Consider the following 23,897-nt stretch of genomic DNA (forward strand, 5'->3'; position numbering starts at 1 on the left):
TCCTTAATAGCCTATTGCTATATAATGTGAAGTGTATCCATAAGGCCCTTTAGCGGTAAACCCAGTTTTATTATTGTCAAAAGGGTTTATCTTTTGGTGCCCCACTCCTCCTGTAGTACTAGGAGCTGCGTCTATTAAGTTTCCTATTATTAGAGATAAACATAAATTAGGAAATGCTATAGGGTAATTTACTCTTATGGGGTCGTTAGTTTGTTCTCCAATTCTTCCCCATTGAAAGATTAATCCGTTAGGCAGCTTAGTATAGCCACTCTCTTGTCTTGAGTTTGCAAAATTAGAGGCGATAAAATCGGCTATAGCTTTCTCGCTTACCGCCGTATCGCTTAAGCTTCCCGTGATAGAATTTTTGAGTTTTACGATACCGGCCTTTGTTTCGGTAGCGGCCGATGGAATATCGTCTTTTAAAGCGTATTTATCGGCGGCAAGCCCGCCTAATTTTGCGCTATCCGCGGCTTTATCGTTTTTGCCGAGCTTATTACCGACGGTGCTTTTTAAATTGTCAAAATCCGCTTTATCGATTTTTAATTTCAGCATATCCCCGATCTTTTTGCTCGAATAGGTAGTCGTAGTTTTTTCTGCAGTATCGTCGATAAGTCCGCTTTTTAAGAGAGCTTCTATCTCTGCTTTTAGCTTTTGCAGGCTTTGCTGCAAAGCCTGCTGCTGCTCGAATTTTTGATTTATCGTGGCGGCTTTTTCGGAAATATCCCTGTGTTTTATATCCACGTCGTCTTTTAAAGACTGCGTAGTATTCGTATTTTGCAAAACCTGATTTGCTTTTACCAGTATGTCGTTGTAGATAGCATTTAAGCGGCTATTATCTATCTTGCCGATAGAGGCGATCGCTTTTTCTATCTCCGCGCTTAGAGCTTTTAAAATTTCAAGCTTTTCGGCCCCTAATTTGAGTTCATAAATCGATACCATTTTTTACCCCTTTAATATGCTTGCGGCGATGAGAGCATTAAGGATTTTTAGTCTTGTCGCCAAAGCCCGCAATAGCTCTAAAATATCGATGTCCGATATTGCCTCAGCGTTTAAAAGCGCCGTATTAAATTCCTCCTCAGTCATCGAATATCCTTTCCTTGCCGTCGTTTGCGATATAATCCGAAATGATTTCAAGCGCCAAATCCCTATAAAAAGTGTCTTGGTTGATGATAAACGCTACGTAGTTGATTACCGCATACGTTAGGCTCTCATCGATCATAATATGCTCTTTTTCATTGCTGAAATTCGGCTTATCGGGGTATGTGATATAAAAGCCGTTCGCGACGTTTCTATATACTCGTTCGCTCTCTACGCTACGCAACAATTCGCTAGGCGTGCATTTGTTAGCTACCCACAGCATAGCCTCTAAAAACATTTCGGACAATATCTCATCGGGCGGCATTTTTTTGCCGCCCACGATCTTATGAGCTAGAAATTCTTTTGCGAATTTCGACGTCATTATTTCACCTTTAAGCCTACGCCGATTGCAAAAGCATCCGCATTTCGCACCTCAAGCGTCGCTTCGGTGTAGTAACGCTTTTGTTTTGCGGTCTTGCTCGTGGTTACGTTCTCGATCATAGTAGGGATCAAAAGCCCGTTTTTCATAAAACTAAAGTCGCCCGCAATCAGCACGTCGTCTAGCTTATTTTGCTCGGATAGGTACCTATGAAGCCTAAAATTTACCTTCCCGAAGTCGGTGTCAAGGCTTACTACGCTTGAATTGATGCTTTTTTCGTTGCCGAATTGGCGGGTAGCAAAAGCATTGATCGCCTTTTTGAGTTTAGCGCCTATGAATACGTCTTTAGGCGTCGCGCCCGCATCCCAAATGTTTTGTAAAATTTTGTTTAAGGCATCTTCGGTTAAAACCGTAGGCGTGCCGGTCCAGTCGTTTTTGCTATCGAAAGCAAGAACATTGCCGCGTCTGCCGTTATCAAACGCCGTCTTTCCTTTGGAAATGTAATAAAACATTCCCGCCATCTCGCCCGCTACCGTATCGGTTCGTGGGGTAGGAGCTTTAAATATGGATGTTTTGGTATCCGTATCGCGACCTAAGCCGAATAGGGCATATTCCATATCGCGCTTATGCTCTTTGGCGCGCTTAGCCGTTTCGCGCTCCATCTCTTTCCCGCCGTAGGTGGCTACCTTCTGCATCGTGTAAGATACGCTTATATTGGTAGTGAAAATTTGCACGCTGTCAGTCGTTTTTTGAATAGTCGATTTTCGATCATCGGCGAAATCGCTAATCTCAAGCTGCGCGTTCTTTTTAGGCGCCGCGATATTGTCGGTTAGCCAACTATGTTCAGTGTTCGTAACAGTTGAAGTTCCGATGAGACTTAAGACGGGGGTATCGTCCGCTCCGATTAGGATTATGCTATCGTAGACGGAGGGCTTTAACCCTTCTCTTTTTGTTGCTGGAGCTTGAAAGCCCGTAGATGTGATTGCCATAACGTTCTCCTTTTGAAAGTTAAGGCAATTTTCGCGCAAGTGCGAGTGCGTAATCTACCCATAAAACGCACTCTTTGGGATTTTTAGATTAAATTTGAAGGATTTTTGATAAATTTTTATCGCTAGAGAAAAAATATTTAAATGATTTTAAAAACTTTTGAAGGATTTTAAGTGTATTATTAAAGTCAATAAGCTACAAAGCAAACCTTTAAAAGGAGTAGAAATGGGCCATGCTGTAAAATGTTTTATGCTCGGATTTAGAAACGCTTTTTCGCCTATAAAGCTCCAAACTACAAAAAATTTGGGCCAAATTGCAGTAGAATTTTCTGAAAAAAGAAAGGCTTCAATTGAAAAAGAGCGAAGTAGACGCAAGGCTTCAAAAAATAAAGGATAGGGCGACCGATCCGCAAGATATCAAGGCTATTATCCAAAACAATGTAAATGTTGAAGTAAATTTATCGGAGCTCGGCGGGCTCGCTAGGATAGATCCGAGCTTGGCTAAAGAATATTTAGAAATCATAAAAAATAATCAATCTCACATTCAGAAAATAGATATCGGGCTCATGGAGCTTGAAAAGACGGAGCAGACAAGGCGTCTCGCCAACGATCCCAAAGATAGGGCGTATAATACTAGAGGCCAAATTTTTGGATTTATCGTAATGCTTACATCTTTATGTATCGTATGTCTTGCGATATACAATCACGAGACGAGTTTTGCTATTACTTGCGTTATCTGCGTTTTGCTGTTGTCTCTTTATCATATAAGCGGCAAAAAGGAGCAGACGGCGATAACTTGGAAAAATAACGACGACAAAAAAACATAGCATAGATTAGAGGCAAGAGTTTATTCCCCCGCCTCTCTTAGCTTTTTCATTCTGTCGCTTATATCTACGTATAGCTTAGCTCTTTCGTTTTGCCCTAGCGTTTCGTTTTGTTTGATTTGATCCATCAGGCGTTTTAGCCCGTTCCAGTCGTCCTTGAGCTTAGAAATTTCGCTTTGCCACTGAGCCATTGATGCATTTTTGAGATTTTGTGGTATAATAGGCTTATTGGGAGACTTTAATAATTCGCCATCCTCCTTTTTTAGAGAGGTTGCCGCAGCTGGCGTCGCGGTGGGTTTCCCTTTTTCTTTTCTAAGCCTTTTCTGCCTATTTACAAGCCTATTTAAATCTCGCCCATCGGTTTTATTTGCGTGAATTATCTTGCCGGTCTCTTTTTGCACCCCGATATTCGCAGCCTTATTATCGTTCAGTCTTTTGGCTATGAGCGCAACATCATCTTTCGTGTTTTCTAAAAAGTGAGTAGGATTATTTTTAATCTCCTTGATTACTCTAAAGACATCCGCCTCGCTCTTAAACATCTCGGGGTGTTTTACCGCAAGGCTTTTTAAATTTGCGGCCCATTCGTCGGTCAGAATTCCGCTTAAATCATTGATCCACTGTTCGGGTTTAAACGTTTGCTGCGCGTATTGATAGGGCTTACCGCCGTCTTTCATCGTAAAACCCTCGCCCTGCTTGACAAGCCCGCCCTTAGCGACCTTACCCGCTTTTTCGTCTAGCTCCTCCTTAATTTGCTTTTTAGCCATTTCGACTAGATTTATCTTTTCTCGATCGCTTCGGCTTGGATCTATCAACGCCTTTTTTAATTCCTTGGGGTTAAATTTAGCCTTTACGGCGCCTTGTGCCTCTTTGGCAGCATTTTTTGCCGCTATTTCGCGCCCTTGATCTATTACGGCTTTTGCTATCCCCTCGGCTACTTCATCGCTTGCGCCGCTATTTTTAACCGCCTGCATAAATGAGCTTAACCCCTCATTTACCTTAAGCGCTTTTAGTCCCTCTCGCAAGTGATAATCTAGCGCCGCATCATTGCCTACTTTGCCTACGTATTTAAATACGGACTGCTTTAATCTGTTTATTAAGATGGATTTTAGCAGTCCTTCTGGGGTTTGGGCTATTCCCGCTCTAGGCATAGTGGGCTTGATAAATTTTTTATCTACGGCCGCGAATACATCGACTAAATTCCCCCTTGCATTTGTGAGTTGTAACATAGCATCTTTTAAATCTTTGCCTGCCTGGCTTTTTAAATTTATCTTTTGAAGGTTTTCTCTTAATCCGATGCCGTCTAAAACCTCGGTTATGTTGCGGGTTCCGCGCTTGGCGATTTGAGAATTAAAAAGCTCGTTCAATAGATCGGTTTCGAATTTTTCAAGCTCGGCGGGGCTTAGTTGCTTGCTAAATTTAGCTAAAATATCGCCTTGAGCCTTATCCGCATTAAATATCGCGCTTAATACGTCATCTGCACTTGAGTTCGGATCGATTATTTTTTCAAAAAATGGATTTTCCCTGATCTTACTCATATCCGCATATTTAGCAAGCTCGCTTTTTAGATATTTCGCATTAGGCGTTCCCTCGATAAGTCTATCCACCGCGTCATCAATGATTTTGCCGACTGCGGAAGTATCTACCTTCTGCCCGTAATGTCCGTCTTTATTAAAAATCCTTTGGGCGTATTCGTTAAAGTCTTTTTTGATCTTTCTTAACTGCGAAAAATCCATCGGCTTATCTTTTAAATTCTCAAGCGCGTCTAGTAACGTTTTGGCTTCAGGCGTTTTTAGCTCGAATGCATTTAAATTCTTTACCATAGCCTCTTTGGCGTTTTGTATCGCCTCGCTGCTTAGCGTCGTCGTTTTGCCGCCTAGGCTTTGGGCGATCCCCTCCTCCATTTTGCCGAAGTCGTCGCTTACTCTGGCGTAGAAATTCGAAACGTCGCGGCTTATCTCCCCTTTCGCCGTTTTGGGCAAAATTTGTCTTACCGCATTTACGTCCGATTGAGCTAAAGCTGCCAAATTCCGTGCCGCTTGACCTGTTTTATCCCCCTGCAGGGCATTTATGACATTAGATGTAGCTTTATTATCGCCTAGGGCAAAATCCACGATTTCCCGCTGCACCTTATTTACGCCCTGGGCGTTATTTAAGAAATCCGACGCCTTATCTAATTTAAGTTTCCCCGCCGTATTTGCTAAATGATCTTTAATAAAATTTATAGGCTTGTTTAAAATTTGTAGATCGGTAAAATTATTATTATCTACCTTATACCCGCCTAGCTTTTCCGCATTTTTTAAAATTTCATCCGCTTCGTCGCCGACGATTGCAGAGATTGCTTTTTTCGCTCCGCCTGCATTCGCCATCGGCAGCCCCTTTAAGCTGTCTTTAGCTATGCCTACCAGCCCCCAATCGGATGCTTTTCTGGCTAAATCTACCGCCTTGCCGCCGTATTCCATCACGGGCTCTATTACTTTCTCGCCAGCGCGTTTCACTGCAGGCGCTGCAGCTTTTACGAGTTTTCCCGCGCTATTTATGGCGACGCCTCCTAGCGCGTCCGCCCCTGCAGATTGGAGCGCTCTTGCGGCATAGTCTCCAGCGTCGTATTCTCTACCCGTCGCTTCGCCTTTTCGGTATAGATCGCTCATAGAGCCGAGCGCCGTTCCCGTAGCACTTGCCCCTAGTAGGGGCAAAAAGCTTCCTCCGCCCGTAAAAGGGGCTAGCGCCGTTGCGGTTATGCCGCCGATGATCTCGCCCTTGTTTGCCGATAGATCATTAAGAATACCGGGCGTAAGTTCTTTTGCTATGGGGTTACCTTTGGCGTCTAAGGTGCCGAAGTAAATTTTGCCATCGTCCGTCTGCACTGCGCCAAGCTCATATCCCGCATTTTTCGCGATGTAATCTAGGTCTTTTTGTAGCTCCTCGGCCTCTTTCTTTCCGCCCGTCAGCTTTTGCCAAATGGTGGTATTTTGAGCAAGGGCTATTTTATCTTTTAAATCATCCTGCTTTCTCACGTTCGGAGCTTCCGCATAAATGGCGCGATACGCGTCGTCGTATTGCTTTTCCTCCTGCTGCGGGTTATAGAATTGATCTTTCCCCATAATAGGCTGCGCGGGTTTGACGTTCGCCAACATCTCGCGAGCCGCCTCGGGCGTATAATTTATGCGCGTGGTATTAGCGTATTCGCTCGGCATTTGAAAATTCTGCTGCGTATTTTGCACTGCCGTCGCGTTTTGTTGAGGCGCGGCTGCCGTATTTTGTTGCGGGGTTAAGCTTGCCTGCTGCGCTTCGTTACTCGGCTCCCTGCCAAATTCTTTAATATATTTTTGGCGGGCGTAGCCCTTAATCTGCTCTGTCGTGTATCCCGCTGCTTGAAATTTTGCGATCGTATCGTTGCCTAAATATTCTCTAGGGGTCATATTCTCTCCTTACCAGCTATTAAATCCGTCGTCGCCGACATACCTTACGCCGTTTTCATCATAGGCGCTCATCTCATCGTATAAGTTTTGGGGCGCATATCCCCCTGACGATGCGGTATTCATCGGCGAAGCCATTTTATTCAAACGCTTTAGCATTTGTTGTTCTTTCCCCACAGTCGTTTTATCAATTTTATCTCTGATTTCTTTTGGAAATTGCCCTAAGTAGTCGTTATACATATTGCTAAAATACTCCGCCCCTTTGTAATTCCCTTGAGATATTAGGAATTTTTCCGCCTCTTTGATTGAAGCAAGATGATTGCTTGCTCGCGCAGCTACTCCCGCAAGAGTAGTATTAAAAAATACATTTACGGGCTGTATTTGATCGTATACGGCTTTTTTTGTCATCAATCCGCCGCCTTTAGTGTAAGCCCTCTCTAGATCGGCTATTGCGTCGGCTTTAGCATATAAATCCGCCGTTATATCCGCATTAAGCCCGAGCCCTCTTGCTGCAGGAGCCGTTATGTTATCCACGGGGCCGCTTATTTTGCTTTCATTCCCGACCAAATCATTTGCATAGGGAGCATATTGGTCTAATATTTCCCTTGAGTGCATTAGTTTATTTGCTATTCCCACGGGCAGGTTTTTCTCGGGCGAGCCCGTACTTGCCGCTCTTGCTTTTGTTGATTCCGGTGAGACATAGGCGGCTTTATATGCGGCCTGCTCTCTCGGGTCGGTCATGCCCGGCGGAATTTGCCCACCCATTTGATTAAAAAGAAAATCATTTATTTTCGCCGTCTGCTCCTCTTTGCGTTGCGCCTCCTGTTGCTTCAAAATAGGCTCTTGCGCCTTGTTTATTCCTCCTTGCGCTTCGGTTTGCAACCTATACTGCCTGCCCAGATTTCTCTTTTCTGCGTCGCTCAAATTCGGGGCTTGATCCTTAAACTGCCCGCCTTGTTGCCCCGCGTTATACCACGCCATATCTATGCCCGCCTGCTTTTCCTGCTCGGCTTGCGCCTTATCTCGCGCTTGGTTCATATTCCATTGCAGCTGCGCGTTCTGCCTTGCGTTGTCGGCGTATAGATTGTTTATCTGTGCTCTACGCAGCGAATCCGTGCTATAGAAATTTTTAAGGCTCAAATCCTGATCGAAAGCGTTTTTCTTTGCAGTTTCGGCTTCCGCCGCTTGATTGTGCCGAGCGGTTTCTTGATTTTTCTGCCCGTATAGGTATTCTTTCATCAAATTCGCGCGGTTCGTCTCGTCAAGGCGCGCCTGATTTTGATTTTTCGCCACGTTGTCCTTGTAAATTTCATAGAGCGATCTGCCGACCGCTCCGACTGCATCTATCATCCGCGTATCGTAGTTGAAATCTACCTTATGAGGGTTAAAAAAAGCCATCATATCCCCCAATCTTGCTTTAAAGCTTTAAGGTCTAAGCGCTTTTTCTTAAGCTCCTCGTCAAAGATATCAATCTTATTTACCAAGGCTCTTATGACGCGCGTATCAAGCTCGCCGTTAAGCTCTCTTTGCATATCTCGCCTAAGAGCTGCGATAGCGGTTTCGCACTCTTTGATATCCTCCTGTAGCTCTACCGCTCGCCCTCTTGCATATGTGATGTTTTCTATCATCTCTCACCTCGCGAAAGTGGACGCATTCCATCCGTCGTATAAATTTTGCTCGGCGCGGTTTTGTCTGTCGATCTCGCGTTGCGAAAGCATCTTGTTGAAATTATATGCATCTTGCTGCATTTGCAGGGCTTTGTTAGCCGCTTTTTGCTGCTGCAAGCCCGAATACAGACCGCCAGCCAAGCCCGCGGCTTGTAACCACGTAGGCGTTCCGCCGCCCGAGCCTGAAAACAAGCCCATCGCCCGATTGCCCGCCCCTTTTAGCATATCAAGAAAATTCCATCCGCCGCTGTTTGCTGCCGTATTCGCCGCTCCTGCTAGCCCGCCTGCTATACCTGAAAAAAATGGGTTCATCTCATCCTCCTTAAAATCCCGCCTGTTTTAGAAGTTCCGCACCGATCTCTACGTCGCTTACGTCCTCGCCTTTTTTCATCCTATCGAATGCCCCGAGCTCCCCGCCCGATTTGTTCGTATCGATGATCTCGTCAGGTTTTTGCGTAGGCGTTGCGATCTTTATCATCGCGTTTGCTACCGCTTTCCAGCCGTCGTAGTTTTCGCCAAGAAGTGGCAAAAAGCCGTTTTGCTCCGCCCATTTTCCCATCTCCTCGGGCTTGATAGTCGGATAATCTTTGCTGAATTGATCTAAATTTTTGTCAAAAACCGCTCTCTTGCGCGCCGCTTCTTGTGCCTGAGCTTGCGCTTCTTGAAGCTGCCTGATCTGCTCTTGCATCTGTGGCATTCCTTGCAAGCCCATACTATCGAGCAGCGCTTGTTGCTCGGGCGGAAGCTGCACCGCTTTGGCCTGCTCCGCCGCTTTGGCTTTTTCCGCCTCTTGCGCCGCTTTTTGTTCCTCTATGCCTTGCATAGCGCTTGCTATCATATTTTGCAGATTTTCTTGCGTAAGCTGCGGCTGCTCTGTTTTTTGCCCCTCCGTAGGCTCTGCACCTTGCGCTTCCTGTGGCTCCGTTTGCCCCTCGCTCGCTTCTAATTCGCCTACCAATGCATTGATTGCGTCTTGCTCCGTCATCTCTACTCTCCTGTATAGTTTTCAAAAAATTCAAAAAAGCTTTCTATAAGCTTCACCTTATCCATTGCCCGCAGGCGGCTTTCGTCGCTTGCATTCTCATCTTGCGCCGAGATCAAGAATTCCTCGTATTTGATACTTAGCAAAACGAGGAATTTCCTCACGGCGTCACTCCCCAAAATCGGCTCAAGCTCTTTATTTGACGTCAAATTTGAAATAGTGGCGTCAAAAACCTTTTTTTGCGTGTTAGAAAGCATTGCTTACTCCTTGCATTGGATTTATATCAGGGGGTATCTGCGGCGGCAGGATCATCTGCTCTAGCCCGCTGCGCTCGCCGATAAACTCGCTTGCATTTTTGATACCGTATAGCGGCAGAAGCTCCAAAAGAAGCTTTTTGCTCGCCTCTTTCATCGCAGCCGCTCCCGCCTGATCGCCTATCTGCAAGCACATTCCAAACTGCGCGCCGATCATTTTCGCCGCATCCATCAAGGATTGCTTTTGCACCTCCTTATTTAGCGCTCCGATGCCCGTATTTAAATTCACTTTAAAACTCGGCACCTCGCCGCGCCCGAAGCCCGCAAAAAAGATTGGATCGGCATATTTCCACACCAAAAACGCAAGCCGTTCAAATATCGGCTCGAAAAATGTCTCGTTGAATGTGCGGATATAGCCTTGAAGTCTTACGCTGCCCTCGTTCGCCATTATGCTTGCCATCGTGGCGGTCTCTTTTCGCACGGTCGTCGCGCCGTTTTGTTGAGGAGAAACGCCGCTAACTTCGCTCATTTCGTTTTCGATGACCTGAAGCGTAGCCATCGCTCCGCCTATGTCCCCCGCGGGCAAAACCTGCACGGCGCTCGGCTGATTTGTGTATATCGGCGTGCCTACGCTCTCAAGCTCGCCCCGCTCTACCATTGAAGCCTTGTCAAATATGATTTTCGGCGCGACCTGCTGACGGATGACATCGGTGATCGAGTTTCTATTCACATTGAGTTCGTTTTGCAGCGGAAGCATCGACATCAGCGCAGGCTCGCCATAGGCGCTGACGTAAATCTCCTCGTCCGTGCATCTGATCTGCGGCAGCATATAGCCCACTATGAAAGGCTGTCCGTCTCGCAGCTCTACTAGATCGCGCAAAAGCTCGTTTTCATAAAGGCTAGAAACATACCATTTGCCTCCGCGCAGCTCGTAAATTTCATAAATTTCAAATCTCTCATACGGCTTTTTGTCTGCGAAAGCCTCTTTGTTCTCTATTTTAAAAACGCCCCTTTTGCCGTAGCTCAAAATATCCTCGCTGCTAAGATATATTCTATGCACCAAATAGGATATGTCGTTTAGTCCGCGCGCGCCCGGGTCAAAATATAGATCTTGCAGGCTCACTTCGTCTATCATTGCGCGGTCTTTGCTCCAATACACCTTTACCGCGCAGCTTGCCGAAAACGGCGCGCGCAAGAATATCGGCGCAAAGGTTTTGTATAGATTTATGCTCTCGGCGTAATGATCTATCGCCGCCTGCCATTTGTCGATCACGTCGTCCGAGGAGTTGATATAGGGTTCGAGCTTTGCGAATTTGTCGTTGTTGAAGTAGGTTTCGGTTAGTCCGTCGTAAATTCTTTTTGCCTTTGAATTGAGTTTCGGGATATAGTTTTTGCTTTTGTTGCGCTTTTGCAGGCTCTCTGCGAGCTCGGGGCGCAAGATCAGCAAATACGCCTCCTCCAAATCCTTGAAACCTTGCTTGTAATGTTCGTAGCCGTCCATTGCCGCAGTTTTGAGCTCCTGCAGGTATGCCGTCCTATCCATTGATGATCCTTTTCATTTTGTAGTATGTGCTTTTTGAAACCCCCGTGAGCTCGCGCACCCTCTTAAATTTCGCTCCGTCTCTCACAAGCTCCGCGGCGAGTCTGATTTTGTGAATTTTCGTCGGCATCTGCTTCATTCCGCTAGCCAGATCGCAGATCATCACGAATATGCCTAGCCTCAAAGCCCTATCGTCCAGCCTCGCCAAATTCCTCACAAGCGTAGGCGAAATTTTTTCAAAAATATAGTCTGTTTTGAGTGCATTTTCTACCCATAGTTCGCACTTTTCACCATGCGTAGTCGTCATATCTTTGATCCTTTCTTCGCGGTAGTATCGGGCAGAGATCAAAAAAGCTCATCGCTAGCGCATCGGCGCGATCGGGGCTGCGGCCATACTCTTTTTTGATGCCCTCTTTGGGCATCAGCAGATACCGCTCCTTTTTGTCAAAGTAGAAAGCGATCGTTTGTAGCTGCCTTTTGAGCTCCTCATCGGGCGCGATCGCAAGAAGCGGGAGCTTTTCGCGCAGGTTGAAATACATCTCGGCGCGTTTGTTCGCATATTTGCGCTCGTCGCTTGCTTTAAAGCTTCCTTTTGCCTCGCGCACGATGCCGCGTAGCCCTAGATCGCACAGAGTATCAAACACCCCCGCGCCCACTCCGATAGTGTCAATGTATATCGCGTGAGGCTTGAGATCGCTTCTCTCATACTCGCCGTAAATTTCGCGCGCCAGCTCGCTCGTGCTAGCTATGCGGTAGGGTTTCAGAGCCTCTACGCTATCTCCCTGCCTTTTGCAAAGCACGCTTTCGTCGTCTCCCTCTCTGGCTACGTCCAAAGCCCAGATCACGGACGCGCCTGCGTCGAAATATCTTTGCTTGCGAAACGCGGCCTCGATAGCCGCCAAAGAAAACACGGAGTTTGAGGTAGTATCCAAAAACTCGCCGAAAATCTCCTGCCTCGCTACGTCGCTATCCGCTCCGCCCAGCTCTGCAACCAGCCTGTCGATCTCCTCTTTTTGAAGTAGCGGGTTGTCGTAGCTGGAAAACTGAAAATTTCTCCAACCCTTTTCGTTTCTCATTCCGCGCTGCGCCAGATCGAAAAATTTATTTTTCCCTTTCGGCACGCCGCCGATGAATGCGCGAGAGTTTGGATTGTCTAGCAGCATAGGAGAGATCGCATTGTCCCACAAATAGGGGTCTTTGAGGATGATGCCCGCCTCGTTGAGGATGACCGTGTCGTATCCGAAACCCTCTATATTCTCGGGGCGTTCTGCGGAGCGAAAATCAAGATAGCCCTCACAGATCTTGAGCTGCTTATCCTGCGCGTTCCAGCTCCACAGCTCTTTTGGCAGCTGCCGCAGCTCGGGGAGGAAATACCGCTCGAAGTATCTTTTCAAATTTGCCGCTATCGTATCTACCCAGAGTATCTTTTGCCCCTCAAGCAGCCACTCGATGCAGGCATTCGCCGTGCCCTTCGTAAAGCCGAAACGTCTGCCTTTTTCGATAGTGCAAAAGCGCGCGTCGTTTTGGAAAAATACCGCCTTTTGCTGCGGCGTATAGCGCAGATCAAGGGCTAGCTCACTCATCGCTCGCCCCTATCTCGCGCCTGGTGATCTGAATTTTCGTCTGCTGCGCGTTTGTGTTTTGGATCAGGGTTTGAGCCGTGCGAGGATTTACGCCAAGCGTTAGACTTGCCTTATCTATCGCGTCCTGTAAGGCTTTATAGTCGTTCGCGTTTAGCTCCACCGGCTCGAAGTTTTGCACTCCGTCTCCCACGCCTACCTTTTCGTGCTTGGTGTTTTTGTTTAGCATTTCCGTGATCTTTACCAGGTTTTTTTGAGTAGCGTTGAAAATTAGCCCCCTGTTATACGCCTCGTCTTTAGCGGCGTTCATTATTGCGTTCATCTGTTCATTTGGGAGCGTTTGCCTCGCCGCAATCATCGTTACTTCGGCTTCTACGTAGCGTTCATTTTCGGGGGACAAATCCCTGGTCAATTTGTTTGCGGTTCCTAGCGAAATATTATATTTTTTCACCAGGTCGCGTTGTGAAAATTTGCCCGTGAGATAGTCTGCTATTACCTGCTTTTTTGTTTCGTCCGTGATCTTTGCCATCAACTCTCCTTAAATTCCCCGTCTATCTTGCCGTTTGCGATCAGCCTTTTTAGCATCTTGGCTTTGATTTTGTATTCGGGCGTGCGGTAGCCTTTGACGTCCTCGATGATGAGCCCGTCCGCTTCATAGACGAAATCCGCCACATACTCTATCGCTCTTATAGTTTTGCCGCGGTATTGAAATTTATCTTGCAGGGTAAATTTCACCTGTCGCCTAAGGTTTCTGATCTTGCCCGCTCTTTGTAGTAGTTCTAGCTCCGCCGCCCGTTTTGCTTCTTTGGCGCTATCGTATATCGCGCCCCCGTAGGCGGTCTTTTTAGCCCTGTATTTGGAAATTCGCCTAATTTTCATTTGAATTTTTCAAACTCCGCTTTGGATAGTCTCATCAATACCCTATCTCCACATATTCGCCCTCGACGGCAGAAACGGCGGCCTCTACCCGCAGGCAAAAATAAAAATAATCCGAGTTTGAGCTTAGCCCCGCGCCCTCGCAAAACTCTATAGCGTCCTGCTCGTTTGCGAATAGAGCCGTTAGCCAGCTATCCTCTTCTATCCGTCCCGCCTCTTTGAGTGCGTCAAATAAAAACCGCTCTTTGTATTTCAGCTGCCCGTTCGCGTCAAACCAATCGTCGCTATTTTCTATCTCGTCAAGCTCCAGCTTATACACCGCGTAATTCAAAATTTCGCTCATAATAACCCCCTTATAGTTTTTCTTAATCTTTTCTCGGCGATTTCGCAGTATTTGCTCTCTATCTCGCAGCCGATGAAGTTTCTATTTAACTCTTTGCAAGCCGCCGCAGTCGTGCCGCTACCCATAAAAGGGTCGAATACCAAATCCCCCTCGTTTGATGCGGTTAAAATCAGCTTTTCGATTATTTCGAGCGGTTTTTCAGTCGGATGTCCGTATTTACTCTTGCCGCAGTTGTGCGTAAAAAGCCTTGAAATGCCTTTAATTTTGACCCCTTTTTCCCTGATGTAGATTATATTTTCAAGGTCGCTTTTAAAGGTGTTATTCGTAAAGGGCGCGGCGTTGGGTTTATACCACGCGAGCTCGGCGATATTGCAGCCCCTCTCATAGCCCCAATTCATTATGCGCGGCTTTTGTTTTGTAGAGCAGAATATGAAAATATTGATTTTCTTGCAGATGCGCGCGATCTGCTCTAGCGCAGCCTCCGCATCAAAGCCCTGCGAAATTTTACCCAGCGCGCCGTTTTCATATATGGGGCGTTTGCCTAGCCCGCCGCCTTTGGTGTGAATTTCATAAGGCGGGTCGGTTACGACCAAATCCACGCAGCTATCGGGCATAGAGTGCATAAACTCCAAGCAATCGGTATTGTAAATTTTATTAAGCTCTAGCATCGCGCGCTCCAATACATCATATCTTTGTAGCTTGAAAAACCGTGATTTTGTGCTTTGGTTACGCAAAATTTCATATTTTTAATCCATTCGTTCGCCATCCCGCGTTCGACGCAAAATTCTATATAGTCCTTAAAGTCGCTTTTTTCCGAGCTGAAAAAGAAAAACGGATGTTTTAAAATTTCAAACAATTTTAAAAACTCTACCATCCGCCAAGGCTTACCGCTCATCACGTAGCCGTTGCGATCGGTTTGCAGATAGGGGGGGTCGCAGACTAGCACGATATTTTCGTCTTTATGCTTTTTGTAAAGCTCGCTATAATCGCAGCTTGTGCGCTCTATACCATCAAAAAAATCACCCGCCTGCGTGAATAGGGACACGCTATTTGAGGACGAAAAAAGCGTCTTTTTGCTAAGCTCCGCGAATGAATGCGCATATTGCCCGCTGAAAAGTAGGCGGGAGGATAGAGAAATAAAATCGGGGTTTTCATATTCGGATATAATTTTTAAAATTTCCTCCCTATGCGGATGTGAAATTTTCTCGTCTTTGCGATAGAGCTTTAAAAGCTCATTGCAGCGCCCTAAAATCTCATTCGTCTGATCAAACTTCAAAAACCGCCCGTAATAATCGTCGTAATCGTTCCAAATTACGCGAGCTTCTGGTTTTACGCGCTTTGTGATATGAGATAGTAGCCCGCTGCCGCCGAAAAGATCTAAATAGATCGCGTCGTCGGGGAATTCACCCAAAACCTCGGCAAATTTTTTTGCAAAATTACGCTTCTGCCCCTGAAAAGGCAAAGGCGCGGAAGTGTAGTAGTCAAAAAAGCCTAGCATAACGATCTCGCCTTCACTTTTTCAAGTAGCTTCGTAAAGCCCTCGGAGTTTGCGGAAGATTGCTTATTTTCGAGCTTCGGCACCTCTTTAAGCCGCCCCTCCTTGGCACGCTGAAAATTCTCGATATTTTGCGCTAAAAGCTCGCCTCTATATTCGCCGATAGCGTATTGCTCTTTCAAAAGCGCGGTAAGAAAATCTACTTCGTCCGCCGCAGATATTGCCTTTTTGGTGTTGTCGTTGATAAATTCCCCAAATTCGTTCATCGATATACTCGTGCAAGTAAACGGATACACGCCACACGCTATGAGTTTTCGCTTGAAGTATTGCGTTAGGAATTTTTTAAGCAGTGCGATATCCGAAAACGCGCATCCTCTCTTTAACAGCCGCATCGTAGTTTCTCGCTGGTACTCGTTTGCAGCATTGATGATCGTTTGGATGGCGTTGTCGTATCTCGTCTTGAGGCTGAAAGCGAAATTTGCAAACTCACCTAGGTCTTTATCCGCGATATTTTTAAGCGCACCCTCGGCTAGAAATTTCACCTGCATCGGCGTAGCTCTGCCTTGAAACAAAATCTCGTTTATGAATTTTTCTTTGTAGCTCATCTGTGATCCTTCATCTCAATTTGTGCGGGGCTGCTCCGCAGTCTTTCATCCTCTATGGCGATTTGTGCGGCTCTATCGTAGATCACGCTCATATCACGGCTTAGGAAGTTGTTTTTTAGGATTGGATTATCGCTTGCAAACATCGGCACATCGGCATATTCGTCATCTTGTCCGTCTGAATTGACCTTGCGCCGCAGAAACTGGCTTTCGTTTTTAGCCCAGTTCCTTACGGCAGCTTTCCAGTCTTTCATCGGAGCTCGCCCTACTACCCAGCCTTTGGCTTCGTAGAAATCGAAAAACGCCTCCGCGTCGATATTTTTGCCCGCTTCCTTGCAGTACGCCCTTATCTGCTCGATCGTAGGTTTTTGAAATTTTTTAGGCTTAGCGGGATTTTGGACGGGAGGTGAGAAATTATCACTCTGTGGAAAATCGTCCGTTCGTGAAAAATTATCCGAGCGCTTCTGCGAAAAATCATCTGCAGGAATCGCTTCTCGCGTGCGCGCGTTAGCGAGCGATAGCGAGCTATCAGTTTGAAATTCTTTTGAATTTTCTTCTGTAGGTGTGTTTGATATTTTTATAGAGTGGCAATTTTCTCCACTCCATTGGCAATTTTCTCCAATGGAGTGGCTACTTTTTCCAATGGATTGGAGATTATCCCCGCTCGAAGCCGCAATTTCTGCCGAGCTGCGATGTTCGTCTAGCAGCCACGCATATTCATCCCTAAAGCTATACCACTTCGTGCGGTCGAATTTATTTTTATTAAAATTTCCGCTGATTAAAATGCCGTCTGTCTCCAGCTCTTGAAGTTTTTGGTTCATCGTCCTGCGCGAAATATAATGGAATTTTTCGCTTAAGGCACTCGCGGAGTTAAAAACCCAATACCTGCCCTCGTGGAAGTTTTTTTCATTTCGCATATTTTCAACTACCCAATAGGCGAAATAGTCTATTATAAGCGCTTTTTCTATGCCGTATTTCTCGGCTAGATCCGTATTAAACGCGTGTCTCATATCCTCTTCCTTTCAAGTTATCTTTTTTATTCATCCTAAAAGCCCCTTGTGATATAATTTATTTGCATTTCAACACAAGGAGCCATCACGATGAATGACGAAACACTGCCGAGCAGAATGCTCAAAGAACAAGAGTTGTCTAACAATTTAAGGATCATAGAGCTATGCCTACGATACAAAAGACAACCGGACTTTTTAAAGCCTTTAGCCGAAATGGACGCGGAAAGAAAAAAGTGGATAGAAAACACGATAGCGTATTTACGCACTCCGCTTAGTCCTTTCCCGGGCGATGAATAGCCTAGTCTTTAAAATTGACGATGGTTTTAAGGCGAGTAATCTCCGCTATGAGCGTGCTCGCCTTAAACTCTAAGCTATTTATACGCCTGTCTTGTTCGTTCGTAGTTTGAGCGTTTTTGTTAATAACCTTGATAGCCTCGTTAAGCTTTTTTTTGTATTGCTTACGCCAAAACTTCAAGGTTTTAACCTCGGCTTTTAATTTTGATTTTTTCATGTCCTCTCCTTAAATTTGACTTTCAGTTAAATCCTTCGTAGAATTCCGCCGCCAAGCTAAGAAATTCACCGCAAAGGATTTAAATGACAGACAAAGAGATAGTTTTAGAACTAACCAAAGCAATCATAGAAAAACAACTTTCAGTGCAAGGCGTCGTAAGCAGAAACTTAGACGCCCCAACGCTCGGCGAAAACATCGGAGCTTTATTTAACGCTATAGCTAAAAAAATAGCTCCTACGCTTATCGATTTAGATAAAAACCAAGATCGAAATAAGCAATAAGTATTTCTACCATCTTGGCTTGGTCTTTTCTGTCCGTGCATTTGTCTAGCTCCGCTACTATTTTTTTAAGCGATTTTAAAAAGCGCTTGTTTTTAACCTTTTTCTCATCGGCGTTTAACGTCGTTTGCATTTTTTATCCTTTCTGCATCTGATTTGCGTATCGATATCCTCTTCTTCATATTTGTACTCTTCCGTAATGAAACCGATCGCGCTTGCGCCTCCGCCTAGCTTATCGACCTCCTCGCGAAGTTTCTTTATCGCGCGCTTAAGTTTTTTAATCTCTTTTTTGTTTTTCACGTCTAGCGCTCCAAATCCCTACGCAAAGCGCGATTATTCCGCCGATAGCAAAAGCAAGGTCTGCGGTCATCTTTCGTTCGCTACGCTTTCTACGAGCCTTGCGAGCGCTTGAGTTTCTAGCCCGCGCTCAATCAAAACCGCCATAAAATCAATGCAAAACCTCACAACCTCACTATCGTTTTTAAAGCCCTTCGCGTTTTGGATTTTCACGATAGCGGCGATGTTTTGGTTCGAAAGCTTAAAAGCCTTGCTATTGTCATACTTCGGCGCTACCATTCTTAGCCTTTCGTAATATTTTCAGCGAGCCGAATTTTTGGCTATTCTTCTGCATAAAAGCGCTAAAAAGCTTTGGGTTGCCCCATATTTGAGTAGGAAAACCCCAATGCTTTTGCATCGCATTTGCGTGTTTGACTTTTGGCGTATTGATTTGTAAAAACCATAGCGAAACTGCCCCCTGTGTGACGCCGAGCTTTTTTGCTATTTGTTCTTGAGTAATTTTGTTCTGTTCCATGAGCGGTATATTATCATCGATAATATAAAAATCTGCTTAATGATATTATCTTTAGTAATTTTAAAATTGCTAAAATTCAATAGAAGGATTTTTAATGGATATTCATCAAAAGATTAGAGCTTTCAGACAGGAAGCGGGACTAACACAGGTGCAGTTTGCCGAGAAGCTAGGTATAACGCAAGGGCTAGTGGCGCACTATGAAACGCAGCCGGGCGAAATCGGCAAAAACGGCAAAGAGAAAAAATCGTCAAAGCCTGAGCTTGAAAAGTTGCCGCTAATAGCGGAAATATTGGGGAAAAACGTAATAGATTTATTCGATGACGAGGAGACGTCAAAGAAACAGATCGTCAAAAAAGAGCTGAAAAACAATTTTGAAAAATACGCTCATCTAATCCCTGCCGAGTATAGCCTAAAAAACGTGGTGTTTCTCTCTAAATCCGAGATGCGGGTAGGCGCGGGTAGCGAGGGCACGTTCGATTTAGAGCTGCTAAATAAAGAGGAGCGAAAGGTAGCGGTAGATAAAAGCTTCGTAAAGGGGCTAAACCCTGCAAATTTAAGAGTTTTTGAGGTAGTGGGCGATAGTATGCTGCCTGATTTTGAGGAGAGCGATTGGGCGATCGTTGATATGGTAAACAACCGCGGCAATTTCGTCAGGATAGCGGGAGTTTATGTCGTTCGGATGGGCGATATCGTGTATATAAAAAGGGTCGAGTTTCTGCCAAATGACAATGTCAAGCTCATTAGCCTAAATCCGAAATACGGCGATATTTACCCGCACAAAGAGGGTTACGACTGGGAGATATTAGGCAAAGTCTGCGGAAAAATACATTATGAGGTTCATAAAGGGCTTACCTTTAATGATTATGGAATAAAATAATCCGCGTAGTCGGATCGTATTCTATAAATTCCAAGAGGTTTTAAGAAAAAAGGCTAAAAATGAATAAAACCAAAAATATAAAATTTTATTTTTATAAGGTAGAAAAGAAATTTAGTGTAGGTTTATACGGCGATGCGTTTAAAGACTTCTTTGCCGAGGGTTTTTCTTTAGATCATCAACTAATGGATATGGGCGATAATAAGGCGTTTTTATACAAGATAAACGACAACATCTTTTCTTTTCAAAAACTCAGAAAGGATTATCTCCCGGAAATAAAAAACGAAACTACCGGCGAGGTAAGCTTCTTGAAGCTAAGAGGTGATGAGGCTCTTTTGGAACAAAGCTATTTATATTGGGATTTTGCACACGATATAATCATATACCAAAATAATCAGGAGGGCTTTTCTCCGTCTGTTTTTGAAAAATACATAAAATGGGTATTCAAAGACAAGCTGGGCGGCTTTATTCTGCAACATATCGCAAGAAAAGAGGGCATAGAGCAGATACTGGATACGGACACGATAGCCGCCTTTGAATTCACGATAGCTAGTCCTAACCCCCGTCTTTTAAAGGAACTAGGGCTAAGCCTCGATCAAATTAAAGATTTTGATTTAAACGATATTAATACTTTAGAGCTAAAAATCACGTCAAAACAAAAAAGGGGCTTTGTTTCATCGACTATAAAGAGAATGTTAAATTTTGATTTTAACAAAAATAACTTCAAAAAATTAAAGCTTAAAACGCTGTCTTCCGTTTTTGATAAAGGGCAAACTATAGATTTAATAGATAAATTTTATAGCGTCTGTAAGGATGACATAAGAGTGAATGAAAAAACTAAAAGTCTGGAAATAAATGATATAATAACAATACTAAATGAAATTTACGACGAAAATATAAAGGATGTTTTAGAACTAATATGAATGCGGTAAAAGATTTTATATTGGGATGGATCGACATAGACGGTCTGTGGGAAAATTTAGATAAGCTGTATAACATTAACTTCGTAATGCTCGCCTTTTTGATAACGGCGTTAAGCGTATTACAAGCTATACGAGGCGGCAGGATCGAGGATTTTAAAAGAGCCGATATTTTTAACGATGTCGTAAAAATCTTTACTAGCGCATTATCTTGGAATTTGTTCGTAGGACTATTTATTTTTGTAGTATGGCTTTTAAAGATGGAAAGCTATTGGATAAAAATCATACTATCTATAGCGTCCTTGGCTTTATTTTTTATCGCTATTTATAAGACGTATAGGACATATAAATTTCTCGCATATTTTATAACGATGCAAAATAAGGAGAATTGATTTTGCCCATATACAAAACCCTAAGCAAATCAAGCTAGAAATCCAAAAGGGGCTAACATTTAGCGATAGCGGGATAAAATAATTTAAAGCCCCGGTATTTGGTAAAATCTGCCTTGTTGCTGTTGCCATAGTCGCTCGCGCATCTTTTGGTTTTCTATTTCCAGTGCATTCGCGGCATCTTGCATAGTGGCCGCATTGTTATAAAAAGCGTTTTGCCAAGCCATCCCCGCATCTTGCCAATCATAGCCTCCTTGGCTTGAGCCGGCAAGAGCGAGCACCTCTTGCGGCGTTAGAGGCTTGGCACAGCCCGCCAGATACCTTGCGAAATAATCCTTAAGCAGGTAATCGCTTCCCGCCTGCTTTAATCTGTCAAAATCATACTTCGATACCCAAAAGGCGTCGCCCTCGGTGCAGAAATAAATTCCGATATTTTTTAGATATTTTTCCATATCGCGGGTGACTGGATAGCCTACCGATTCGACCGGAACATAATAGGCTTCGCCGCTCATAAAAGCAACGTCACGCTCGGCAGGATTAAAGGCGCAGCCCGAAAATAGCGCGGCCGCACAAATTAGCATCAAATTTCTCATAAATTTTTACCATTTCGGCCTTTTCGTACCTTTTTTGCCGGTGTATGGATTGCTTCTGCCCTTGCTCGACCAGTTGTCGCGCTGCGTGCGGTTTTTATTTGAGCGGTAGTGAGGCTTTACGTATTTGCCCTTTTTGGTGACGTATCCACCCACTCTCTGCGCGCCTAAAGATACCGACGGCGCGAGCAAAAAAGCCGCTAGAATTAAAGCGAGTAGTTTTTTCATTTTATGATCCTTTATTGAAATTGTTTCAGATCTGCTAAATCAAAGCGGGTTAGCCGCCTTTCTAGAGGATAAAGAAAATATCTAACGGCAAGAATATCCCCGTCTCGAAGTTGTTTTTGTTGCGATTCGGAAAGACGAATTGTCGCTACTTGAAAAGATGCCGCCAGTATAGCCTTATTGGTAAACATAGTGTTTTTGTCAACTCTCATTTCTAGCTTCTGGGTTGGAACGCCACCATTGCTATCCTCCATCCAAAACTGCTCTGATTCCTTTAGCACAATCCCGAGCATGTCCCCATAATTTACCTTTCCGTTCTTGCTTCCAAGATATAAGGACGCATCCTTTCCCCTACATACAAAATAAAGGGTTACTTTATCGGTCATCTCATCTGTAGCGTAAATTTTTTCACAAAACGCAGATAGAGATGAGGACAATACCAAAATCAACAATAAAACTTTTTTCATCGCTTATCGGCTTTCTCATGAATTTAAATAATTTGCCCTCTATTTAGGAGGGCAAAAAACCTATTTCTTCTTTTTAGGCGTAGGCTTTGTTTGAGAAAGTGCGCTTCCTGCGACGGATTTACTTTTCTCGCTATACCTATCGTCCTTTAAAATTTCGGATGCCTCTGACGCAACCTTTTTGGACGTTTGCTTCTTATTTGTCGCCATCTCAACCTCCTTTCATTAAGATAATCAAGACTTTTCTCGATTGCCGAATTATACTACTAAAAATATTATCAATAATAATAAAATTTAAGCATTGTTTAATATTACTTTTGATAATATTCCCCCATCAAAACCAAGGTGCCCCACACCTAGCCCGCGTTGAGCTAAAGCTACGGGAGCGTGAGTATGGATACGATAGTTTCATACCTGGTGCCGGCCCCGATAGCGACAAGTTCGGGGGTAGAAAAATCCTTGTCAAAATCCAATATCCATAAATGAGCCTCCACTCGCCTTGCTCCTTAGGCGGTTAAATCCTAAATGAAATTGAAAACGCTGAAAATCCTTAATCGGAGGCTCTTTTATGGATATTTTTTAAGGAGAAAACGATGAAAAATCAAGAGTTTGAAACTGCTGCGGCAGAGATTGCAGATAGCATTTCGAATTATCTGCACTCCGTAGCGAAACATCTATGTGAAGTTTCACAAATGAGCAGAATGAGCGTAGGCGATCTACTAATAGACCTCGCGCTACTAACAAGAATAGCGGAGCGAAAAAAGGAGGAGCGCGATGCTACGGCTTCTGAAAAGGCTATTTAGAAAGCATACGAAATTTACGATCTCAAATCTTAGGTTTGGGATATTGAAAGGATAAAAAATGGATTTAAAAGATTTTAGAAAGGCATTTAGAGCCTACCGGACCTGGATAGGTATCGATAAACACACGAAATTTAGCAGCTTCGCTAAATTTGTGAATGCTCGTAAAAAGGAGATGCAATGCGCGAAACAATGAGTATCAAAGACTACCACGCGCGAGCCGAAATCTCTAAAAGCGATTTGGATCTCTTAGCAAAGAGCCCTTATCATTTTAAATTTAAAGACGAGTTCGAAAAGCCTGATAGCAAGGCTCTAACCCTAGGCTCCGCCGTGCATAAGCTGGTGCTGGAGCCTGCGGATTTTTTTAAAGAATTCGCCGCCGAACCCAAAGCCGATAAGCGCACCAAAGAGGGCAAAGAACTCTATGCGGAGTTTTTAAAGGGGGCGGAGGGCAAGACCGTGCTAGACGCCGAAGCCTATGAGAAAGCCACGGCTATCGCAAACGCGGTAAATTCTATGAGAGAGACGGCGCTTTTTTTAAAAGACGGGCTAGCCGAGCAGAGTTATTTCGCGGAGATTTCGGGCGTGCCCGTGAGGTGTCGCCCTGATTTTCTAAACGAAGCGCTAAGCCTTTGCGTAGATTTGAAAACGACCTCCGACGCTAGCGCGGACGGATTTGCAAAATCGGTAGCAAATTTTAACTACCACATCCAAGCGGCGTTTTATACCGACATCTTGCGTCTATGCGGCAAGCGGGTAGAAAACTTCCTTTTTATCGCGGTCGAAACCAAAAAGCCCTATATGACTGGCTTTTATACGCTGGATGAGGCGGCGATAGAGCAGGGGCGCAAGACATATCTAGCCCTGCTTGAGCGCTATAAACTATGCATGGAGCGTAACGAGTGGTGGGGATATGCAAAATTCGAGCCCGAGAGTAAAGAGATAGAGGCGGTGCAGACGTTAAGTCTGCCTGCGTGGAAATTTTATGAAAGTATAGCGTAAGG

Annotated in this window: 37 protein-coding genes; 9 read left to right on the forward strand and 28 right to left on the reverse strand. The window is 44.6% G+C overall.

Annotation, left to right across the window (positions count from 1 at the left end; all coding sequences use genetic code 11):
- Window positions 1-3: 3 nt before the first annotated feature.
- From KH703_RS00365 to KH703_RS00380, 4 genes are read right to left on the reverse strand one after another with little or no spacing between them, the layout of a single operon-like run.
- On the reverse strand, window positions 4-939 hold the full coding sequence (locus tag KH703_RS00365; protein WP_304293140.1) for a hypothetical protein: 936 nt from the start codon (window positions 937-939) through the stop codon (window positions 4-6).
- A gap of 3 nt (window positions 940-942) precedes the next feature.
- Window positions 943-1,083 carry a hypothetical protein gene (locus KH703_RS00370; RefSeq protein WP_304293141.1) on the reverse strand — a complete coding sequence of 47 codons (141 nt, stop codon included), beginning with the start codon at window positions 1,081-1,083 and terminating at the stop codon, window positions 943-945.
- Window positions 1,076-1,459, reverse strand: a complete 384-nt coding sequence (locus tag KH703_RS00375; RefSeq protein WP_304293143.1) for a hypothetical protein — start codon at window positions 1,457-1,459, stop codon at window positions 1,076-1,078. Before KH703_RS00375 ends, KH703_RS00370 begins: the two co-directional genes overlap by 8 nt.
- A complete protein-coding gene (locus KH703_RS00380; RefSeq protein WP_304293145.1) occupies window positions 1,459-2,445 on the reverse strand; it encodes a DUF5309 family protein in 987 nt (328 codons plus the stop codon). The genes KH703_RS00375 and KH703_RS00380 overlap by 1 nt, the downstream gene beginning before the upstream one ends.
- 347 nt (window positions 2,446-2,792) lie before the next feature.
- Between KH703_RS00380 and KH703_RS00385 the strand changes: the two genes are divergently transcribed.
- Window positions 2,793-3,269, forward strand: coding sequence for a hypothetical protein (locus tag KH703_RS00385; RefSeq protein WP_304293147.1), 477 nt, complete (start codon window positions 2,793-2,795; stop codon window positions 3,267-3,269).
- Between the two features lie 20 nt (window positions 3,270-3,289).
- Here KH703_RS00385 and KH703_RS00390 read toward each other — a convergent pair whose 3' ends face one another.
- From KH703_RS00390 to KH703_RS00465, 16 genes are read right to left on the reverse strand one after another with little or no spacing between them, the layout of a single operon-like run.
- The gene (locus KH703_RS00390; protein WP_304293149.1) at window positions 3,290-6,685 is read right to left on the reverse strand and encodes a hypothetical protein; all 3,396 of its coding nucleotides are present in this window, start codon (window positions 6,683-6,685) and stop codon (window positions 3,290-3,292) included.
- 9 nt (window positions 6,686-6,694) lie between these two features.
- Entirely contained in the window at window positions 6,695-8,080 is a 1,386-nt protein-coding gene (locus KH703_RS00395) for a hypothetical protein (RefSeq protein WP_304293151.1), read from the reverse strand.
- Window positions 8,080-8,310, reverse strand: a complete 231-nt coding sequence (locus KH703_RS00400; protein WP_304293152.1) for a hypothetical protein — start codon at window positions 8,308-8,310, stop codon at window positions 8,080-8,082. The genes KH703_RS00395 and KH703_RS00400 overlap by 1 nt, the downstream gene beginning before the upstream one ends.
- Window positions 8,311-8,313: 3 nt before the next feature.
- Window positions 8,314-8,661 carry a hypothetical protein gene (locus KH703_RS00405; RefSeq protein ID WP_297962543.1) on the reverse strand — a complete coding sequence of 116 codons (348 nt, stop codon included), beginning with the start codon at window positions 8,659-8,661 and terminating at the stop codon, window positions 8,314-8,316.
- 10 nt (window positions 8,662-8,671) lie between these two features.
- Window positions 8,672-9,334 carry an HIT family hydrolase gene (locus KH703_RS00410; RefSeq protein WP_304293155.1) on the reverse strand — a complete coding sequence of 221 codons (663 nt, stop codon included), beginning with the start codon at window positions 9,332-9,334 and terminating at the stop codon, window positions 8,672-8,674.
- A 2-nt stretch (window positions 9,335-9,336) separates the two neighbouring features.
- Window positions 9,337-9,588: a hypothetical protein gene (locus tag KH703_RS00415; RefSeq protein WP_304293156.1), complete on the reverse strand. Its 252-nt coding sequence runs from the start codon at window positions 9,586-9,588 to the stop codon at window positions 9,337-9,339.
- Entirely contained in the window at window positions 9,578-11,128 is a 1,551-nt protein-coding gene (locus KH703_RS00420) for a phage head-tail adapter protein (RefSeq protein WP_304293158.1), read from the reverse strand. The genes KH703_RS00415 and KH703_RS00420 overlap by 11 nt, the downstream gene beginning before the upstream one ends.
- Window positions 11,121-11,432: a resolvase gene (locus tag KH703_RS00425; protein ID WP_304293160.1), complete on the reverse strand. Its 312-nt coding sequence runs from the start codon at window positions 11,430-11,432 to the stop codon at window positions 11,121-11,123. The genes KH703_RS00420 and KH703_RS00425 overlap by 8 nt, the downstream gene beginning before the upstream one ends.
- Window positions 11,413-12,708 (reverse strand): hypothetical protein, encoded by a 1,296-nt coding sequence (locus tag KH703_RS00430; protein WP_304293162.1) that lies wholly within the window; start codon window positions 12,706-12,708, stop codon window positions 11,413-11,415. The genes KH703_RS00425 and KH703_RS00430 overlap by 20 nt, the downstream gene beginning before the upstream one ends.
- Window positions 12,701-13,234 (reverse strand): hypothetical protein, encoded by a 534-nt coding sequence (locus tag KH703_RS00435; protein WP_304293164.1) that lies wholly within the window; start codon window positions 13,232-13,234, stop codon window positions 12,701-12,703. Before KH703_RS00435 ends, KH703_RS00430 begins: the two co-directional genes overlap by 8 nt.
- Window positions 13,234-13,584: a DUF1064 domain-containing protein gene (locus KH703_RS00440; RefSeq protein ID WP_304293166.1), complete on the reverse strand. Its 351-nt coding sequence runs from the start codon at window positions 13,582-13,584 to the stop codon at window positions 13,234-13,236. The genes KH703_RS00435 and KH703_RS00440 overlap by 1 nt, the downstream gene beginning before the upstream one ends.
- A 34-nt stretch (window positions 13,585-13,618) precedes the next feature.
- On the reverse strand, window positions 13,619-13,924 hold the full coding sequence (locus tag KH703_RS00445; RefSeq protein ID WP_304293168.1) for a hypothetical protein: 306 nt from the start codon (window positions 13,922-13,924) through the stop codon (window positions 13,619-13,621).
- On the reverse strand, window positions 13,921-14,592 hold the full coding sequence (locus KH703_RS00450) for a site-specific DNA-methyltransferase (protein ID WP_304293170.1): 672 nt from the start codon (window positions 14,590-14,592) through the stop codon (window positions 13,921-13,923). The genes KH703_RS00445 and KH703_RS00450 overlap by 4 nt, the downstream gene beginning before the upstream one ends.
- Entirely contained in the window at window positions 14,586-15,422 is an 837-nt protein-coding gene (locus tag KH703_RS00455) for a DNA adenine methylase (RefSeq protein ID WP_304293172.1), read from the reverse strand. Before KH703_RS00455 ends, KH703_RS00450 begins: the two co-directional genes overlap by 7 nt.
- Window positions 15,416-16,024 carry a hypothetical protein gene (locus KH703_RS00460; RefSeq protein ID WP_304293174.1) on the reverse strand — a complete coding sequence of 203 codons (609 nt, stop codon included), beginning with the start codon at window positions 16,022-16,024 and terminating at the stop codon, window positions 15,416-15,418. Before KH703_RS00460 ends, KH703_RS00455 begins: the two co-directional genes overlap by 7 nt.
- Window positions 16,021-17,031 (reverse strand): hypothetical protein, encoded by a 1,011-nt coding sequence (locus KH703_RS00465; RefSeq protein ID WP_304293176.1) that lies wholly within the window; start codon window positions 17,029-17,031, stop codon window positions 16,021-16,023. Before KH703_RS00465 ends, KH703_RS00460 begins: the two co-directional genes overlap by 4 nt.
- Window positions 17,032-17,121: 90 nt before the next feature.
- Here KH703_RS00465 and KH703_RS00470 point away from each other — a divergent pair, with 90 nt between their 5' ends.
- Entirely contained in the window at window positions 17,122-17,328 is a 207-nt protein-coding gene (locus KH703_RS00470) for a hypothetical protein (protein WP_304293177.1), read from the forward strand.
- 1 nt (window position 17,329) lies between these two features.
- Here KH703_RS00470 and KH703_RS00475 read toward each other — a convergent pair whose 3' ends face one another.
- A complete protein-coding gene (locus KH703_RS00475; RefSeq protein WP_304293179.1) occupies window positions 17,330-17,542 on the reverse strand; it encodes a hypothetical protein in 213 nt (70 codons plus the stop codon).
- Window positions 17,543-17,625: 83 nt separating this feature from the next.
- On the opposite strand from KH703_RS00475, the gene KH703_RS00480 reads away from it, so the two are divergent.
- A complete protein-coding gene (locus KH703_RS00480; protein ID WP_304293181.1) occupies window positions 17,626-17,823 on the forward strand; it encodes a hypothetical protein in 198 nt (65 codons plus the stop codon).
- A 114-nt stretch (window positions 17,824-17,937) separates the two neighbouring features.
- Here the strand turns inward: KH703_RS00480 and KH703_RS00485 are convergent, their stop codons facing one another.
- From KH703_RS00485 to KH703_RS00495, 3 genes are all read right to left on the reverse strand, one after another.
- On the reverse strand, window positions 17,938-18,120 hold the full coding sequence (locus KH703_RS00485) for a hypothetical protein (RefSeq protein ID WP_304293183.1): 183 nt from the start codon (window positions 18,118-18,120) through the stop codon (window positions 17,938-17,940).
- Window positions 18,121-18,186: 66 nt separating this feature from the next.
- Window positions 18,187-18,396, reverse strand: coding sequence for a hypothetical protein (locus KH703_RS00490; RefSeq protein WP_304293185.1), 210 nt, complete (start codon window positions 18,394-18,396; stop codon window positions 18,187-18,189).
- A complete protein-coding gene (locus KH703_RS00495; RefSeq protein WP_304293187.1) occupies window positions 18,377-18,631 on the reverse strand; it encodes a helix-turn-helix transcriptional regulator in 255 nt (84 codons plus the stop codon). The genes KH703_RS00490 and KH703_RS00495 overlap by 20 nt, the downstream gene beginning before the upstream one ends.
- A 94-nt stretch (window positions 18,632-18,725) precedes the next feature.
- On the opposite strand from KH703_RS00495, the gene KH703_RS00500 reads away from it, so the two are divergent.
- Genes KH703_RS00500 through KH703_RS00510 form a run of 3 tightly spaced genes read left to right on the forward strand, consistent with a single transcriptional unit; the run spans window position 18,726 to window position 20,817 of the window.
- Window positions 18,726-19,508, forward strand: coding sequence for a LexA family transcriptional regulator (locus tag KH703_RS00500; RefSeq protein WP_304293189.1), 783 nt, complete (start codon window positions 18,726-18,728; stop codon window positions 19,506-19,508).
- Window positions 19,509-19,567: 59 nt separating this feature from the next.
- On the forward strand, window positions 19,568-20,428 hold the full coding sequence (locus KH703_RS00505) for a DUF6731 family protein (RefSeq protein ID WP_304293191.1): 861 nt from the start codon (window positions 19,568-19,570) through the stop codon (window positions 20,426-20,428).
- Window positions 20,425-20,817 carry a hypothetical protein gene (locus tag KH703_RS00510; protein ID WP_304293193.1) on the forward strand — a complete coding sequence of 131 codons (393 nt, stop codon included), beginning with the start codon at window positions 20,425-20,427 and terminating at the stop codon, window positions 20,815-20,817. Before KH703_RS00505 ends, KH703_RS00510 begins: the two co-directional genes overlap by 4 nt.
- A gap of 83 nt (window positions 20,818-20,900) precedes the next feature.
- Here the strand turns inward: KH703_RS00510 and KH703_RS00515 are convergent, their stop codons facing one another.
- The 4 genes from KH703_RS00515 to KH703_RS00530 are packed head-to-tail and all read right to left on the reverse strand — an operon-like array spanning window position 20,901 to window position 22,303.
- A complete protein-coding gene (locus KH703_RS00515; protein ID WP_304293195.1) occupies window positions 20,901-21,407 on the reverse strand; it encodes a hypothetical protein in 507 nt (168 codons plus the stop codon).
- Window positions 21,408-21,413: 6 nt separating this feature from the next.
- Complete coding sequence (locus KH703_RS00520) at window positions 21,414-21,632, reverse strand: hypothetical protein (RefSeq protein ID WP_304293196.1); 219 nt, start codon at window positions 21,630-21,632, stop codon at window positions 21,414-21,416.
- An 11-nt stretch (window positions 21,633-21,643) separates the two neighbouring features.
- Window positions 21,644-22,096 carry a hypothetical protein gene (locus KH703_RS00525; RefSeq protein ID WP_304293198.1) on the reverse strand — a complete coding sequence of 151 codons (453 nt, stop codon included), beginning with the start codon at window positions 22,094-22,096 and terminating at the stop codon, window positions 21,644-21,646.
- Between the two features lie 60 nt (window positions 22,097-22,156).
- Window positions 22,157-22,303: a hypothetical protein gene (locus KH703_RS00530; RefSeq protein WP_005870007.1), complete on the reverse strand. Its 147-nt coding sequence runs from the start codon at window positions 22,301-22,303 to the stop codon at window positions 22,157-22,159.
- Between the two features lie 383 nt (window positions 22,304-22,686).
- On the opposite strand from KH703_RS00530, the gene KH703_RS00535 reads away from it, so the two are divergent.
- Genes KH703_RS00535 through KH703_RS00545 form a run of 3 tightly spaced genes read left to right on the forward strand, consistent with a single transcriptional unit; the run spans window position 22,687 to window position 23,895 of the window.
- The gene (locus tag KH703_RS00535; protein ID WP_304293202.1) at window positions 22,687-22,896 is read left to right on the forward strand and encodes a hypothetical protein; all 210 of its coding nucleotides are present in this window, start codon (window positions 22,687-22,689) and stop codon (window positions 22,894-22,896) included.
- A 58-nt stretch (window positions 22,897-22,954) separates the two neighbouring features.
- Window positions 22,955-23,089, forward strand: coding sequence for a hypothetical protein (locus KH703_RS00540; RefSeq protein ID WP_304293203.1), 135 nt, complete (start codon window positions 22,955-22,957; stop codon window positions 23,087-23,089).
- Complete coding sequence (locus KH703_RS00545) at window positions 23,074-23,895, forward strand: PD-(D/E)XK nuclease-like domain-containing protein (protein ID WP_304293204.1); 822 nt, start codon at window positions 23,074-23,076, stop codon at window positions 23,893-23,895. The genes KH703_RS00540 and KH703_RS00545 overlap by 16 nt, the downstream gene beginning before the upstream one ends.
- The last annotated feature ends 2 nt before the right edge of the window (window positions 23,896-23,897 follow it).

Origin of the sequence: Campylobacter gracilis, assembly GCF_018374135.1 — a bacterium.
Taxonomy (GTDB): Bacteria; Campylobacterota; Campylobacteria; order Campylobacterales; family Campylobacteraceae; genus Campylobacter_B; species Campylobacter_B gracilis_A.